Genomic DNA, 14,887 nt, shown 5'->3' on the forward strand with positions numbered 1-14,887 from the left:
CGTCAGTTACTCCGGTGTTCGTCGGCGGCATCGAGGTTGGCGTCCAACCAGTCGGCCAGGCCGGTAAGGGTGTCGAACTGCAGGTCCGGCTGCAGCTGCGGATGGGTCCAGGTGGCAGCGTCGCGGTTGATCCAGCAGCCGCGCAGGCCGGCGGTGATCGCCCCGGCCACGTCCATCTCGATATGGTCGCCCACGTGCAGCACCTGCGCTGGCGCCACACCCAGGCGGTCGCAGGCGGCATGGAAGATGCTGGGCTCCGGCTTGGCCGCGCCATGTTCGCGCGCGCCCAGCTGGAAGGCGAAAAGATGCGACAGGCCGATCCGTTCCAGGTCGGCGTTGCCGTTGCTCAGCGCCGCCACCGGTACCCGCGCGGCGATGCGCGCCAGGGCCTCCAGTGCGTCGGGGTAGTACTCGACCTGGTTGCGCGCGGCATAGAACACTTCGTAGGCCGGCTCCAGCAGTTCCAGGCTGGCGCCGCTGTTCTGCAGCGCCTCCTGGATCGTCAGCCGGCGCAGCGCGCTCAGGTCGAAGTGCAGCTGCGGGTTGTCGCGGAAGGAGCGCTCGCGCAGTTCGCGCATGGCCGCCACCGGGTACATGGCGGCGGTGGCGGGGCTGTGCTCGCACATCCATTCGTGCAGGACCACGTCGATGCGGGCGCCGATCGGCGCGAACGGCCACAGCGTGTCGTCGAGGTCGAGGGTGATGGCTTGGACTGGAAATTTCACCCGGCCATTCTACGCCTGCCCGCCGGGGCTTTCATTCCAGCAGCCGCGCCCAGCCCTGCATGCCCTCCAGCCGCGCCAGCACCAGCTTGATGCAGACCAGCAGCGGCACCGACAGCAGCAGGCCGACCATGCCCCACGCCCAGCCGAACACCATCAGGGCCAGGATCAGCACCAGCGGCGACAGCTTCATCTGCCGGCCGAGCACGATCGGGGTCACCAACTGCCCTTCCAGCGTATGCAGGCCCAGGTAGGCGGCGGCCGGCAGCAGGGCCTGCAGCGGATCGCGGAACTCGACGAAGCCCATCAACAGCATCATCGCCACGCCGATCAGCGGGCCCACGTACGGCGCGAAATTCAGCAGCGCCGCCACCGTGCCCCACAGCAGCGCCTCCTGCAGGCCGATGCCGAGCAGCATCAGCACGCCGGCAAACACCAGCCCCACCAGTGTGTTGATGACGCTGATGGTGAGCACGTAACGGGAGACCTCGCGTTCGATAGAACGCAGGATGTCGGTGGTGAAGCGCTGCTGCTGGCGGTTGGGGAACAGGGCGATGGCCGCGCGCTGCAGGCTTTCGCCATAGATCATGAAGAACAGGGTGAGCAGCACCACCGCCAGCACCGAGGCGGCCAGCTTCGGCGCCCGGGTCAGCACACGATAAGGGTCGTCCAGCTGCGTGCGGATGACCTGGATCCTGCGGTTGCTCTCGCCACCGGCGACGCGCGCGAAATTCTCCGCCGCCTGGTTGGCCTGCTGCACGGGCTTGGTCAGGTCCTGCACCTGGCGGGCGACTTTACGCAGCTGCTGCGGTGCTTCCTGGGCCCAGTCCATCGCCGGGCCGATCAGCTGCACGCCGAGCGAGGCGGTCACCCCCAGGCCGGTGCCGAGGATCAGCAGCGCACCGATGGCGCGCGGGATCCACAGCCGGCGCAGGACGCGCAGGATCGGGTTGCCGACCAGGGCGAAGAACATCGCCAGCAGCACCGGCAGGATGATGTCCTGCGCGGCCCACAGGGTGAAGGCAACGGCCAGGGTGGCCAGCACCACCAGCGACATCGGCCCGCGCGGGCGCGAGGGCGGCGGCAGGGACGCCTTGCTTTCCGGTTCGGGGGCCACAGGGGACAGCAGAGACTCGCTCATCGACGCACCGACCGGGAAAGGAGGCCCATTATCCGCCCGCCGCGATCAACGCGGCGGGTGTGTGGAGTCAACGTTCGGAGACGTCAGTGGCCGCTTCGGCCGGCTGCGGTTCGCGCAGTTCCGGTTCGGGAGCGGCTGCCGGTCGCGGGGCCGGGCGGGCAGCCGCCTGCGGGGCCATCTGCTCGGCGGCTTCATCGGCCTGGTCGGCCGCTTCATCCGCCGTATCGACCGCGTGAGCGGCCATCGCGGCGGCAAATGCCGCCTGGCCGCTGGCAAACAGGTTGGATACCGAACCGATCATCTGCAGCCAGCGTGCACCGTTGACCTTGCCCGGTAATTCCAGCTTGCCGGCCAGGAAACCGCCGGCAAGGCCGACGGTGATGATGCGCAGCGGCGACCAGCCCTGCCGCCAGACCTGGCTGAGCACGGTCCAGCTGTCCTCGGTTTCGGCCATGCGCACGGCCATCACCTGTTCGCAGCGCTTGACCCGCCGCTGCAGCGCACCGAACTTCATGGCTTGCCCTCCGGAATCTGCACATCGGCATCAGGGTCGTCTTCGCTGGGCTCGTCGAACAGGCCCAGCTTCGACAGCTGGCGCCGCGTGGCGTGCATGCCGGTGTGGTGGAAGAAGTAGGACACCCGCCAGATGGCGTAGCCGGTGACGGCCAGGCTGAGCAGCGAAGTGATCAGCAGGGCCTGCAGCCAGCTCAGGCCCCAGCTCTGCAGCAGGGCGATGAGGGTGGCGGCCATCAACAACCAGGCCGAGGCACCGAACACGATGCCGACCCCGGCCCAGGCCAAGGCGCGGCCGAATGCGCTGCGGGCCAGCGCGAAGTCGGCCGAAGCCAACCGCCGCAGCGAACGCAGCGAATGCTTCGCCGAATCGGCGGCGGCCTTACCGGCCGCGCCGACCTGGCGGATGCTCTCGTCCAGCGGCGGGGTGGCCGCCGGATCGGGTGCTTGCGTGGTCTCTTCGCTCACGCCGCAGCTTACTTGTCGCTGCTGCTGGCCAGCTTGGCGATCAGCCAGCCGGCGGCGAAGGCCACGCCGAACGACGCCAGCGGACGCTCACGGATCAGCTCGGCGGCACTGTCGACCAGGTCCTTGCCCTTGTCCATCAGTGCATCGACCTGTTCCTTGGCAGCGGCACCACCGAATTCGGCGGCGGCCAGGCCGGACAGCGCGCTGTCGGACAGTTCGGCCTTGACGTTGGCCTTGCCGATGCGCAGTTCGTCGGTCGCAGCACCGGAAGCGCCCTTGATCGCACCGCCGGCAGCACTGGCGGCCTGCTTCAGGTGGGAACCGGCTTCACCCAGGTGTTCCTTCAGGTTCTCGGTATTGGTGGGGCTCATCGAATCACTCCTGTTGCGATGGGGGGACGAACGAGGCGTTCGGCCGATGGGGCGTACAGCAATAGCATCGGCCGGGTATAGGGGGTGTTACGGCGGGGCGATCAGCGCATCACCAGCTGGCCCTGCTGCTGGCCGTTGTTGCGCAGGATGCGCAGCACCAGATTGGCCGGGCGCTGCTGGAAGTTGGCCCGCCAGCTGGCCAGGTCGGCGAATTCGCCCACCGTGGCCTCGCTGATGATGTCGCCCTGCTGCAGGCCGTTGCTGGCCGCGCGGCTGCCGCGCTTGACCTCGCTGACCAGCACGCCGCCCACGCCGGATTGGCGCAGCGACTCGGGCAGGTCGGTGAAAGTGGCGCCGGTCAGGCGCGGGTCCAGGCTGTCGCCGGTCACCGAGCGTGCCTGTTCCTTCAGCGTGGCCTTGACCTGCACCGCCTTGCCTTCGCGGCGCACATCCAGCGCCAGCACGCTGCCGACCGCCGCCAGGCCTTCGACGTTGTGCAGGGCTTCGGCGCTGTCCACGCGCTGGCCATTGGCCGACACCACCACATCGCCCGGCTTCAGCCCCGCGGCAGCGGCGGCCGAACCGGCCAGCACGCGGGTGATCAGCGCACCGCGCGTTTCACCCAGGCCCAGGCCCTGCGCGATCTGCGCGCTCAGGTTCTGCGCTTCCACGCCCAGCGTGCCGCGCACCACCACGCCATGCTTGACCAGCTGGTCGACCACGCTGCGTGCCAGGTTGGAGGGAATGGCCAGGCCCAGGCCGATGTTGCCGGCCATGCTGCCCTGCGGATTGAAGCTGGCGGTATTGATGCCGACCAGCTGGCCCTGCAGGTTGACCAGCGCGCCGCCGGAATTGCCCGGGTTGATCGACGCATCGGTCTGGATGAAGTTCTGGTAGCCGAGCCCGCGGATGCCGGTGCGGCCCACCGCCGAGACGATGCCCGAGGTCACCGTCTGGCTGAAACCGAACGGGTTCCCGATGGCCACGACGAAGTCGCCCACCCGCAGTTGGTCGCTGTTGCCGAGCTTGATGTCGGTGAGGTTCTGCGCCGGGATGCGGATCAGGGCGATGTCGGTATCGCGGTCCGAGCCGAGGAACTCGGCCTTCACCGTGCGCCCGTCGGCCAGGGTCACCTGCACGTCGTCGGCGTTGTCGATGACGTGGTGGTTGGTCAGCACCAGGCCTTCGCTGGCGTCGATGATGACGCCCGAACCGAGCGACTCGTTGATGCGTTCCTGCGGCACGTCGGGGAACAGGCGGCGGAAGAACGGGTCGTTGAAGAACGGATTGCGGACCCGCACCACCTGTTTGGTGTTGACGCTGACCACGGCCGGCATGGCCTTTTCCAGCATCGGCGCCAGCGACGGCACGGCCTGCCCGGCCACCGCCGCCGGCAACGCGGCACTGGTCGGCAGCGCAGCGGGCAGCGGCGCCGCATCGGCGCGGTTGTCCAGATGGGCGTTGATGCCGGTGGCGACGAAGCCGCCGAAGGCAGCAGCGATTGCGAGCGTGAGCAGAGTGGGAAGCGGTCGCATGGGAGTCGGTTCGCAGGCGGTGGAGTGGGGCCGTAGGGCTATACGGTAGAACAAGCTGAATGAGTGTGTCGCGGTCCGGATAAATGGCCCATGAAAAAAGCCCGGCTCGCGACGCGCATGTCGACCCTGCAGGCGTGCCTCCGCCGCGTGCCGACACGTTCGGATACTTGCGCAGTTCGGCGCATCCTGGCGTTGCGATGCCGCTTGGCACGCAGCTTGTTGTTCTGCGATGCGCCGTGGCCCGCAGGCGGGGTGCGAACAAACACCCATCATCGCGTAGCACTTAAATAAAGGGGTTTTCTGAATGCAGCTCGGTCCGGCGCTGGTGTTCGCCTACACCAGGTCCGTCGCATCCGGTGCGATTGAATATGTGCGCCCCGTTCCACGATGGACAATGTCGGTATAGCATCGCCCCGTTTTGACAATCCAGGCCCCCAGGAGGGCAACATGAGCAACGGTAATGGTGTGTCGGTCGTGACCGACGCCGTCGAGAACGTTAAAGAAACCGCCGCCAACGTTGGCGAGACCATCGCCCACGCCGCCGAAGACGCCGTGAAGTCGGTCGAGAAGACCGTCAAGCGCGCCACCAAGGCTGCCGGTACCCGCGTTGCCAAGGCCAAGAAGGCCGTGGCCAAGGTCGAGAAGACCGTTGCCAAGAAGGCCGAGAAGGCTGCCAAGTCCGTCGGTAAGACCGTCGCCAAGGCGAAGCAGAAGCTGGAAACGGCCAAGAAGAACGCCAAGGCCGAAGCCGCTGCCCTGAAGAAGGAAGTGGCCAAGAAGAAGGCTGCTGCCGGCAAGGCTGTGACCAAGAAGGCTGCTGCGGCCAAGAAGACCACCAAGGCCGCCACCAAGGCTGCCGGCAAGAAGGTCGCCACCGTGAAGAAGGCCGCCACCAAGAAGGCTGCCGTCGCCAAGAAGACCGTTGCCAAGAAGACCGCGGCCGCCAAGAAGGTAGTCGGCAAGAAGGTCGCCACCGCCAAGAAGGCCGTGGCCAAGAAGACCGTTGCCGCCAAGAAGGTTGCCGGCAAGAAGGTTGCCGGCAAGAAGGCTGTGGCTGCGAAGAAGGTTGTCGGCAAGAAGGTTGCCGCCACCAAGAAGGTCGCCACCAAGAAGACCGCCGCTGCCAGGAAGGTCGTCGGCAAGAAGGTTGCAGCCACCAAGAAGGTTGCCACCAGGAAGACCGCCGCTGCCAGGAAGGTTGTCGGCAAGAAGGTCGCCGTCGCCAAGAAGGCCGTGGCCAAGAAGGCTGCGCCGCTGAAGAAGGTTGCCGCCAAGAAGGCACCGGCCAAGAAGGTCGTCGCCAAGAAGGCCGCTGCCAAGAAGACTCCGGCCAAGGCCGTGCGCAAGGCCGCCAAGCGCAAGTAATCGCGCGGTGACAGAAGGCCCTTCCGCCCCCGGGCGGGAGGGCCTTTCGCATTTCAGGGGCGCGCTTTGCGGCAGGATGCAGTTTCTTCCCGCTGGAGCCCCGGGCATGCGCGGTATCGATTTCAGTTCCTGGCAGGGCGTGCTCTCCACCCTGGCCGGCCTGGTCCTCATCACCCTGCTGGGCGTGGGCATCCGCCTGCTGGTAATGCAGACCCTGCAGCAGCGCCGCGAGCGCGAGAACCAGCAGATCAACGAACGCCTGCGCACGCTGATGGCGGCCTACAAGACCCTGGGCGGTTCGTTCACCGGTGAGTTGGGCGTGGACCCCACCCATCGCCGCGACCTGCGCCAGCGCGAAGCCGAACAAGGCATCGCCGAGCCCGGCTCGGACCGTGCCCGGCGCATCCGCGATGCCGTGGAGGCCGCCCTGTCGGACATCCTGCTGCTGGGCACCGACGAACAGGTGCGCTTGGCGGCTCGCGCGGCCGAGGAACTGGCACAGGGCCGACCGGTGCACACCCACGAACTGGTGGTGTCGCTGCGTGACTTCGTGCGCGAAGCCCTCGACCTCGCACCGATCCCAACCGATCTGCGCATTCCGCCGCAGGGGCCGACCCGGCCCAGTGGCAGCGGTGGTGCCAGCGGCAAGGCACGCAACGACGGCGATGCCAAGGGCGGCCGCGGCGGAGGTGGCATGGGCGGCGGCATGGGAGGCCTGGGCCTGGGGGCTGGCGCCGCGCTGGGCGCCGGCCACGCGGCGGGCAGTGAGGACACGGACGCGCGCTGAGCGCGCGCCCGGCCCGTGCCATCGGTACTCAGGCGGTCAGTTCGTAGATCGGAACGAAGCCGCCGTAGATCATCCGCGCACCGTCGAACGGCATCGGATTCTGTGCCGGATCCAGCCGCGGGTCTTCCATCATCTTCTTCATGCCGGCATCGCGGGTGGCCTTGTCCGGCCACTCGATCCAGGAGAACACCACCGTCTCATCCGGCGTGGCCTTCACCGCGCCGAAGAAGTCGGTGGTCTTGCCGTGCGGCACGTCATCGCCCCAGCACTCGACCACGCGCAGGGCACCGTACTCGATGAACACCACGTCGCCGCTGCGCGCGTGGGCGAGGAATTTTTCCTTGTTGGCAGTGGGCACCGCCAGGACGAAACCATCGATGTAACTCATCGCTTGCCTCCGAGGTGGGCCGTGGCACATGCGCGGCCTTCAATGACCCGACGAACCGGCGTGGGGGAAATCGACAACCATGCAGTGAATACGCGGCGATCACGCCACAGCTGCGTTCGCGACCGCGCGCGTATGCCTGAGGCTGCCTGAATCAAGCCAAAAAATTCAGCAATGCGAAGGTCGCTGTTTTCAGGGAGCGTTGTGGCGAATAACGGAGAATTTACATTCCCGATGCGATGGCGCCCTGGCGCTGCTGCACAACATAAGAAAGAAAAGGTTTACCCCCATGAAGAATTCGCTGATTGCCCTGGCGCTGGCCGCTGCCCTGCCGTTCACTGCCTCGGCCGCCGAGAACCTGTCCTACAACTACGCTGAAGCCGACTACGCCAAGACCGACGTTGATGGCGTCAAGGCCGACGGTTGGGGCGTCAAGGGTTCCTACGGCTTCCTGCCGAACTTCCATGCCTTCGGTGAGTACAGCCGCCAGGAAGTCGACCACACCAACATCAAGGTCGACCAGTGGAAGGTCGGTGCCGGCTACAACGTCGAGATCGCACCGTCGAGCGACTTCGTTGCCCGCGTCGCCTACCAGAAGTTCGACCAGAAGCACGGCCTGGATCTCAACGGCTATAGCGCTGAAGCCGGTGTCCGCACCGCCTTCGGTCCGCACGCCGAAGTCTACGGCCTGGTGGGTTACGAAGATTATTCGAAGAAGCACGGCGTGGATCTGGACGGCCAGTGGTACGGCCGCCTGGGTGGCCAGGTCAAGCTCAACCAGAACTGGGGCTTGAACGGCGAGCTGAAGATGAACCGCCACGGCGACAAGGAATACACCGTCGGTCCGCGCTTCAGCTGGTAACTGCTGCACGGCGCGTCCACGCGCTGGAGATGCACCAACAGGCCCGGCATTGCCGGGCCTGTTGCGTTCTGACAAAGCGGAACGACAGGTGACTGCGCACCGTGTCGTTTGCGGCATTGCAAGAAATTGGATTCCGCTGCTGCAGGTGCGGTCCCAGGATGAAGGTCCTGTCCAACAGGACCCGCCGCAATGTCACCTGCGCTTCCTCCCCTGCTTCCTGATCGGCCGCGCCGGCTGGCGTTGATGGATCCGCATCCGGTCCTGCGGTTGGGCCTGGAAGTGCTGTTGAGCCAGCACAGCGGCGTGCAGGTCTGTGCCAGCTTCGCTGACGAAGCGCCCCTGCTCATGCTGCTGCAGCAGGACCCGCACGCGGTGGATCTGCTGGTGATCGATGCGTTGCCGCTGGGCGACCTCGGCGATGGCCTGGCGCTGCTGCGCGAACTGACGCAGCGCTGGCCGCGCCTGCCGGTGCTGGTGCTGTCGGCCCACTGCAATGCCAGCACGGTGGCCACGGCCATGCAGGCCGGTGCGCGCGGCTTCCTGTCCAAGGCGACGTCGCCGGAGATGCTGCTGCGCGCGCTGGATACGGTGTCCCGCGGTGGCCGCTTCGTACCACCGGAGCTGCGCACCCAGCTCAGCCGCTCGCGCACCCGGCGCGCGCCTGCGCCCACGCTGACGCCGCTCAGCCGGCGCGAACGTGAAGTGCTGGGGCTGGTGCTGCAGGGCTGCAGCACCGGTGAAGTGGCGCGCCGCTTCCAGCGCTCGGCCAGCACCATCAGCACGCAGAAGAAAGCCGCCTACCAGAAGCTGGGCATCCACAGCGATGGCGAGCTGTTCCGCATCCGCCACCTGCTCGAATGCGGCTGACGCAGGGGCTTACTCGCCCTGGTACTGCTTTTCTTCCACCAGCGCCGAGCCGGCCACGCGGTTGATCTCGTTCTTCACCACGATGCGCTCGCCATTGGTGCCGTAGACACCGCGTGCCAGCTGGATGAACGCATCATCGAACACCTGCGCCGCTTCCTTGTCGCGCAGCTGGTCCTGGATGTCCCACATGCGTTCGTTGATGGCCTTGAGCTGGGTGCGCAGCGCGCCCAGCGCCGGCTGCGCCTGCAGCTGCTGCTGCAGCAACGGCAGCAGGCCGTCCAGTTCGGTGCGTACATTGGCCAGCTTGGCGGCATCGTCGATGCGCTCGGCCTTGATCTCGAGGATGGTGATCTTGTCGATCAGCTCGCCGATCGATACCGGGGTCAGGATGGCGTCCACGCAGGGCTCCTTTTAACAGGGCGCCATGATACCCCGGCAACCGTCGAGCCCCTTCGCTTTCGTCGAGCCCGGTCGCTTTACGTTGATTTTGCGCGAACGCTGCCGCTGCGCCATCGATCCGTTACGGCCCCGCCGCCGACACTGCCGTCCCGGCGGCACGACCGCCTTGTACGAGGAACACCACGCAGTGGACAGCAAGGGGATGAGCGCGGCCGTGGCCGCACTGGTGGCCGGCGTGCTCGGCATCGGCAGCGCGCAGGCGCAGGTGCAGGCCAACGGCAACATGGCGGTGACCAGCGATTACGTGTGGCGCGGCAGCTCGCAGACCGGGGGCGACCCGGCGGTGCAGGCCGGGGCGAAGCTGGCGCTGCCGTCGGGCCTGTATGCCAGCGTGTGGGGATCGAACGTGTCGTTTACCCCGGATATCGGTGCGCGCAGTGAATTCGATCTGGTGGCGGGCTGGTCCGGTGCGCTGGCGCAGGACTGGAGCCTGGATGCCAACGTCACCCGCTACCTGTACCCGGGCACCGGCCGCGCGCTGGACTGGACCGAACTGGGTGCCACCCTCAGCTGGAAGCAGCGGGCGTGGCTGCAGCTGGCCCATTCCAGCGATGCCCTGGCCGGTGGGCATCGCGGCACCTATGCGCAGCTGGGCGGACGCCTGCCCTTGAACGACCGCTTCCGCCTGGAAGCGGCGGTCGGCCACTACTGGCTGGCCGACGCCCAGGGCCCGGACTACCTGCATGGCCAGCTCAGCGCCATCGCCACCCTGGCACCGGCGTGGGAACTGCGTGCCACCGTGCACGACACCGACAATGCCGCGCGCCGGCTGTTCCCCGGCAATGCCGGCGGGCGCTGGGAGCTGGCTCTGCAGGGCAGTTTCTAGCGGGCCACCGCTGCCTGGCGCGCACGCCACGCGCCAGGCAGCCACAGGAGCAGGGCCAGCACGGCTACCGCCGCGCCGGCCACGCACACGCCGGTCCAGCCGAAGTGCTGGTAGACCTGCGCCGACAGCAACGATCCCAGCGAGCCACCGATGAAGTAGCCGGTCATGTAGCCGGCGTTGAGGCGGTTGCGGGCTTCCGGCTGCAGCGCATAGATCAGGTTCTGGTTGCTCACGTGCAGCAGCTGCGCGGCCAGGTCCAGCACCACCACGCCCACCAGCAGCGCCAGCAGCGAATGCGTCGACAGGCCCAGCGGCAGCCATGAGAGCAGCAGCATCGCCAGCGCGATGGCGGTGGCGCGGCCGGTCTGGCCACGGTCGGACATGCGCCCGGCCAGCCCCGCCGCCAGCGTGCCAGCGGCACCCACCAGCCCGAACAGCCCGATGGTGGCATCGCTGTATTCATACGGCGGCCGTGCCAGCAGGAAGGCCAGCGGTGTCCAGAAGATGGCGAACATGGCGAAGCTGCACGCGCCCAGCAGGGTGCGCTGGCGCAGCACCGGTTCCTGCACGAACAGCGTGCCGATCGAGCGCAGCAGGGCGAAATAGCCCAGGCCGGCGGTGTGGTGGAAGCGCGGCAGCCCGCGCTGCAGGGCCAGTGCGGTCAGCACCAGCACGGCAGCGGCGATGGCATAGACCAGGCGCCAGTCGCCCAGGCTGGACAGCAGGCCGGCCACGGTGCGCGCCAGCAGGATGCCCAGCAGCAGCCCGCTCATCAGCGTGCCGACCACGCGGCCCCGGTGTTCTGGCGCGGCCAGGGTCGCGGCAAACGGCACCAGCACCTGCGCCACCACCGAGAACAACCCGGTGATGGCCGTACCCACCAGCAGCCAGGCCAGCGACGGCGCGCAGGCACTGATGACCAGGCCACCGGCCGAGAGCAGGCTCATCACCACGATCAGGCGGCGGCGTTCAAACAGGTCACCCAACGGCACCAGCAGGATCAGGCCGGCGGCGTAGCTCAGCTGGGCAGCGGTCACCACCATCCCGATCTGGCCGAAGGGCACGCCGAAGGCATCGGCGATGGTGTGCAGCAGCGGCTGCGCGTAGTAGTTGCTGGCCACCGCCACGCCGGTGGCCACCGACATCAGCAGCACCTGCCAGCGGTGCAGAGGGGGGAGGGAAGGGCTCACAGGGCATTCCAGAACGTGGGGAGCACAGTGTCCTCCTGCTGCATTGATGATGGAAATGAATCATCATCATCCTTGGCATCTTAAATTCAGATGGTTGCCAGGGGCAGCCCGCATGAACCTCAAGCAGCTTGAATTCGCCGTCGCTCTGGTCGAAGAGGGCAACTTCACCCGTGCGGCCGCGCGCTGCCATGTGGTGCAGTCGGCGCTGAGCCACCAGATCGCGCACCTGGAAGCAGAACTGGGTACGCCGCTGTTCGAACGCCTGCCGCGGCAGGTGCGGATCACGCCGGCCGGCGAGGCGCTGCTGGTGCATGCACGGCAGGTGCTGGCCAGCCTGCGCCACCTGCGAGCCGATGTGGCGGCGGTGACCGGCGAGGTGCGCGGCACGCTGGCGATCGGGCAGATCTCCTCGCTCACCGACATCGACGTGGTGGCCATCCTCGCCACCTTCCGCCAGGCCTACCCGCAGGTGGAATTCCAGCTGCGCGTGGACAAGAGCGAAACCCTGATCGCGCAGGTGCAGGCGCGCGAACTGGATGTCGCCCTGGTCGGGCTGGCACCGTCGGCCAGCCTGGATGGTGTCTGCCAGCAGATGCTGCAGGAAGAGGACCTGGTGGCGGTGGTGGCGCCGACGCATCGGCTGTCCGGGCAGGCGCGGTTGCCGCTGGCCCTGCTGCAGGACGAGGCGCTGGTGGATTTCGCGCGCGGTACCGGCGCGCGCCGGCAGACCGACGATGCATTCGCCGCGGCGGGCCTGCCGCATCAGGTGCGTTTCGAGGTCAACCAGATGGAGCTGATCGAGCGCTTCGTCCGCCATGGCCTGGCGGTGGGCATCGTGCCTGTGCTGATCGCGCAGGGGTTCGAGGGGGTGGTGCGGATACCGCTGCAGCCCACCCCGACCCGGCGCGTGCACCTGGCCTGGCAACGCCTGCCCACGCCGGCGGCGCGGGCCTTCGTCGAGGCCGTGCTCAGCCGCGCACGCGCAGGCTCAGGCCCTTGAGGAAGTTGCGCAGCATCTGGTCCAGGCAGCGCCGGTAATTGGTGTGGCCGGGCTGGCGGAACAGCGCGCCGAGCTCGGACTTGGACACCTTGAAGCCGACGCTGGCGAAGATCTCCATCAGGTCCACGTCGCGCAGCTGGAAGGCCACGCGCAGCTTCTTCAGCACCAGATTGTTGTCGATGCGGGTTTCCACCGCGCGCAGCGGCTGGCTCTCATCGCGACCCCGCAGGTGCACGATCAGCCCATCCAGGAAGTGCGCCAGCGCGCCGTCGTTCATCGCTTCGAAGCCGGCCTCGTCGTCGCGCCGCAGCCAGGCCTTGACCTGCTCGGTATCGACCACGAAGGCGGGGTCGGCCATCTGGCACAGGGTCACCACGTGGTGGTCGCCCAGGTCCAGCGCGTAGCGCACGCTGCGCAGTACATCGTTGTTGATCATGGCCCATTGTACCGGCCCGGCGTGTGTCACCGGACTGTCATCCCGTCGTAGCAAAGTGTGCGCACTTCCGCTGAGACTTCGCCGATGCGCCGGTTCCTTCTGTCCGCCCTGCTGGTCGCCAGCAGCTTCGCCGCCACCGCCCAGGACCGCTTCGTGCCGGTCGAGCAGCGCCTCAACGCGGCCCAGCTGGCCGAAGTAGGGCTGAGCCCGGCACAGCTGCAGGCACTGAACCGGGTGCTGCGCGAGGCGGAACGCGCAGCGCCAGCATCGGCGGCCCTGGCAGCCCAGCCGGCGGCAGCGGTGCCCGCAGCACCCTTGCCAGCCAACGTGCCGGCCCCGGCCGCCATGCACCTGGGCCTGGAAGAAGGCCCGGTCACGGCACGGGTGGTGGGCGATGTCGCCGGCTGGGAGCCGGGCACCGTCTTCACCCTCGACAATGGCCAGCAGTGGCAGGTGATGAAGGGCCAGATGAAGCTGCGCAAGACCGTGCAGGCGCCGCAGATCGAAGTGATTCCGGGCATCGCCGGGCGCTGGTTCCTGCAGGTGGACGAAGACCTGCCCAAGGCACGGGTGTTCCGCCTGCGCTGAATCCTGGCGGGGCCCGTGCCGGGGTCGGATCCCTTTGCCGCAGGCAAAGGGCTCTGACCCCCAAGCCTGGCCAACCCGGCCTGATCGGGCAACGCAGTCACCGGCCGACGGTGCCAGAATGGGGGTCTGGTTCCCCACGGAGTTGTCTGCATGACCCGCACCGTCCTGATTACCGGCGCCACCTCCGGCTTCGGCGCCGCCGCCGTCCATCGCTTCGCCCAGGCCGGGTGGAAAGTGATCGCCACCGGCCGTCGTGGCGAACGCCTGCAGCCGCTGGTCGACCGCTATGGCAAGGACGTGGTGCACGCCGCCGTGTTCGACGTGCGCGACCCGGTGGCGATGGAAGCCGCGCTGCTGGCGCTGCCCCCGGCCTTCGGTGACATCGACCTGCTGGTGAACAACGCAGGCCTGGCCCAGGGCACCGCGCCGGCGCAGAGCGCCAGGCTGTCGGACTGGACCACCATGATCGACACCAACATCACCGCACTGGTGACCCTGACCCATCGCCTGCTGCCGCTGCTGGTCGAGCGCAAGGGCGCGATCATCAACATCTCCTCGGTGGCCGGCGTGTACCCGTATCCGGGCGGCAACGCCTATGGCGGCACCAAGGCCTTCGTCAGCCAGTTCTCGCTGGGCCTGCGCTCGGACCTGCACGGCACCGGCGTGCGCGTGACCACGATCGAGCCGGGCATGGCCGAAACCGAATTCACCGTGGTCCGCACCCACGGCGACCAGGCCGCCTCGGACAAGCTCTACACCGGCGCCAACCCGATGACCGCCGAAGACATCGCCGAGCAGATCTTCTGGGTTGCCACGCTGCCGCCGCACCTGAACATCAATCGCCTCGAACTGATGCCGGTCAGCCAGTCGTTCGCCGGTTTCCAGGTCGCCCGCGAAGGCTGACCGGGGCGCATCGTTTTGTAGAGTCGAGCCATGCTCGACTGTCGTTGAATGCAGTCGAGCATGGCTCGACTCTACAAAAGCAAAAAAGCCGGGCAATGCCCGGCTTTTTTCATCCACATCCGCAACGGCTTACTGCGCCTTGATCGCCATCGCCTGCAGGCCGGTGCCATCCAGCTTCTGCTTGGCTTCGGACAACTCGCCGGCACTACCGTAGGGCCCCATGCGCACGCGGTACACGGTCTTGCCGTTGATCTGCGCCGATTCCACCCGCGCGGCCAGGCCCATCATCGCCAGCTTTGCCTTGGTCGCCTCGGCATCGCCGGACGCACCGAAGGCGCCGGCCTGCAGGATGTAGCGCGTGTTGTCAGGCGCTGCGGCCGGTGCCGCGGCAGCCGCCTGCGCAGCCTCCGCGCGCGGGGCCGGCGTGGTCGCCGCCGTGCTGGTGGCCGCCGGTGCTGCCGTCGAAGCC

19 protein-coding genes are annotated in these 14,887 nt (G+C 67.7%); 8 read left to right on the forward strand and 11 right to left on the reverse strand.

The features are described from left to right. Positions 1 to 2: 2 nt before the first annotated feature. From DCO49_RS05625 to DCO49_RS05650, 6 genes are all read right to left on the reverse strand, one after another. Positions 3 to 725 carry an HAD family hydrolase gene (locus DCO49_RS05625; protein WP_116863185.1) on the reverse strand — a complete coding sequence of 241 codons (723 nt, stop codon included), beginning with the start codon at positions 723 to 725 and terminating at the stop codon, positions 3 to 5. A gap of 31 nt (positions 726 to 756) precedes the next feature. Then, positions 757 to 1,863, reverse strand: a complete 1,107-nt coding sequence (locus DCO49_RS05630; protein ID WP_116863186.1) for an AI-2E family transporter — start codon at positions 1,861 to 1,863, stop codon at positions 757 to 759. 67 nt (positions 1,864 to 1,930) lie between these two features. After that, a complete protein-coding gene (locus tag DCO49_RS05635; RefSeq protein ID WP_116863187.1) occupies positions 1,931 to 2,377 on the reverse strand; it encodes a protein sip-5 in 447 nt (148 codons plus the stop codon). Beyond that, positions 2,374 to 2,844 (reverse strand): phage holin family protein, encoded by a 471-nt coding sequence (locus DCO49_RS05640; protein ID WP_116863188.1) that lies wholly within the window; start codon positions 2,842 to 2,844, stop codon positions 2,374 to 2,376. Before DCO49_RS05640 ends, DCO49_RS05635 begins: the two co-directional genes overlap by 4 nt. An 8-nt stretch (positions 2,845 to 2,852) precedes the next feature. Beyond that, positions 2,853 to 3,215: a hypothetical protein gene (locus tag DCO49_RS05645; protein WP_108767457.1), complete on the reverse strand. Its 363-nt coding sequence runs from the start codon at positions 3,213 to 3,215 to the stop codon at positions 2,853 to 2,855. Positions 3,216 to 3,316: 101 nt separating this feature from the next. After that, on the reverse strand, positions 3,317 to 4,750 hold the full coding sequence (locus DCO49_RS05650) for a Do family serine endopeptidase (protein WP_108767458.1): 1,434 nt from the start codon (positions 4,748 to 4,750) through the stop codon (positions 3,317 to 3,319). Between the two features lie 447 nt (positions 4,751 to 5,197). Between DCO49_RS05650 and DCO49_RS05655 the strand changes: the two genes are divergently transcribed. Both DCO49_RS05655 and DCO49_RS05660 read left to right on the forward strand, forming a co-directional pair. Then, positions 5,198 to 6,115 (forward strand): histone, encoded by a 918-nt coding sequence (locus DCO49_RS05655; RefSeq protein ID WP_116863189.1) that lies wholly within the window; start codon positions 5,198 to 5,200, stop codon positions 6,113 to 6,115. 106 nt (positions 6,116 to 6,221) lie between these two features. After that, entirely contained in the window at positions 6,222 to 6,902 is a 681-nt protein-coding gene (locus DCO49_RS05660) for a hypothetical protein (RefSeq protein ID WP_116863190.1), read from the forward strand. A gap of 28 nt (positions 6,903 to 6,930) precedes the next feature. On the opposite strand, the gene DCO49_RS05665 is transcribed toward DCO49_RS05660, so the two are convergent. After that, a complete protein-coding gene (locus tag DCO49_RS05665; RefSeq protein ID WP_108767461.1) occupies positions 6,931 to 7,290 on the reverse strand; it encodes a DUF1428 domain-containing protein in 360 nt (119 codons plus the stop codon). 286 nt (positions 7,291 to 7,576) lie between these two features. Here DCO49_RS05665 and DCO49_RS05670 point away from each other — a divergent pair, with 286 nt between their 5' ends. Beyond that, on the forward strand, positions 7,577 to 8,149 hold the full coding sequence (locus DCO49_RS05670) for an Ax21 family protein (protein ID WP_116863191.1): 573 nt from the start codon (positions 7,577 to 7,579) through the stop codon (positions 8,147 to 8,149). Positions 8,150 to 8,338: 189 nt separating this feature from the next. Further along, positions 8,339 to 9,016 carry a response regulator transcription factor gene (locus DCO49_RS05675; RefSeq protein WP_116863192.1) on the forward strand — a complete coding sequence of 226 codons (678 nt, stop codon included), beginning with the start codon at positions 8,339 to 8,341 and terminating at the stop codon, positions 9,014 to 9,016. A 9-nt stretch (positions 9,017 to 9,025) separates the two neighbouring features. On the opposite strand, the gene DCO49_RS05680 is transcribed toward DCO49_RS05675, so the two are convergent. After that, on the reverse strand, positions 9,026 to 9,415 hold the full coding sequence (locus DCO49_RS05680; protein WP_079224964.1) for a DUF6165 family protein: 390 nt from the start codon (positions 9,413 to 9,415) through the stop codon (positions 9,026 to 9,028). 187 nt (positions 9,416 to 9,602) lie between these two features. Between DCO49_RS05680 and DCO49_RS05685 the strand changes: the two genes are divergently transcribed. Next, entirely contained in the window at positions 9,603 to 10,301 is a 699-nt protein-coding gene (locus DCO49_RS05685; protein ID WP_116863193.1) for a TorF family putative porin, read from the forward strand. Here the strand turns inward: DCO49_RS05685 and DCO49_RS05690 are convergent. Then, the gene (locus tag DCO49_RS05690) at positions 10,298 to 11,446 is read right to left on the reverse strand and encodes an MFS transporter (RefSeq protein ID WP_343126020.1); all 1,149 of its coding nucleotides are present in this window, start codon (positions 11,444 to 11,446) and stop codon (positions 10,298 to 10,300) included. The two genes, DCO49_RS05685 and DCO49_RS05690, sit on opposite strands and share 4 nt — an antisense overlap. A 157-nt stretch (positions 11,447 to 11,603) precedes the next feature. Here DCO49_RS05690 and DCO49_RS05695 point away from each other — a divergent pair, with 157 nt between their 5' ends. Further along, entirely contained in the window at positions 11,604 to 12,491 is an 888-nt protein-coding gene (locus tag DCO49_RS05695; RefSeq protein ID WP_116863195.1) for a LysR family transcriptional regulator, read from the forward strand. On the opposite strand, the gene DCO49_RS05700 is transcribed toward DCO49_RS05695, so the two are convergent. Then, positions 12,460 to 12,927, reverse strand: a complete 468-nt coding sequence (locus DCO49_RS05700) for a DUF1456 family protein (protein WP_079224971.1) — start codon at positions 12,925 to 12,927, stop codon at positions 12,460 to 12,462. The two genes, DCO49_RS05695 and DCO49_RS05700, sit on opposite strands and share 32 nt — an antisense overlap. Positions 12,928 to 13,011: 84 nt before the next feature. Between DCO49_RS05700 and DCO49_RS05705 the strand changes: the two genes are divergently transcribed. Beyond that, positions 13,012 to 13,515: a hypothetical protein gene (locus DCO49_RS05705; RefSeq protein WP_116863196.1), complete on the forward strand. Its 504-nt coding sequence runs from the start codon at positions 13,012 to 13,014 to the stop codon at positions 13,513 to 13,515. 150 nt (positions 13,516 to 13,665) lie between these two features. Then, on the forward strand, positions 13,666 to 14,418 hold the full coding sequence (locus DCO49_RS05710; RefSeq protein ID WP_116863197.1) for an SDR family NAD(P)-dependent oxidoreductase: 753 nt from the start codon (positions 13,666 to 13,668) through the stop codon (positions 14,416 to 14,418). 129 nt (positions 14,419 to 14,547) lie between these two features. Here DCO49_RS05710 and DCO49_RS05715 read toward each other — a convergent pair. After that, positions 14,548 to 14,887, reverse strand: a 340-nt coding sequence (locus tag DCO49_RS05715; RefSeq protein WP_207776462.1) for an SPOR domain-containing protein, incomplete at its 5' end; no start/stop codon positions are given.

Origin of the sequence: Stenotrophomonas sp. SPM (assembly GCF_003105135.1) — a bacterium.
Classification (GTDB): Bacteria; Pseudomonadota; Gammaproteobacteria; order Xanthomonadales; family Xanthomonadaceae; genus Stenotrophomonas.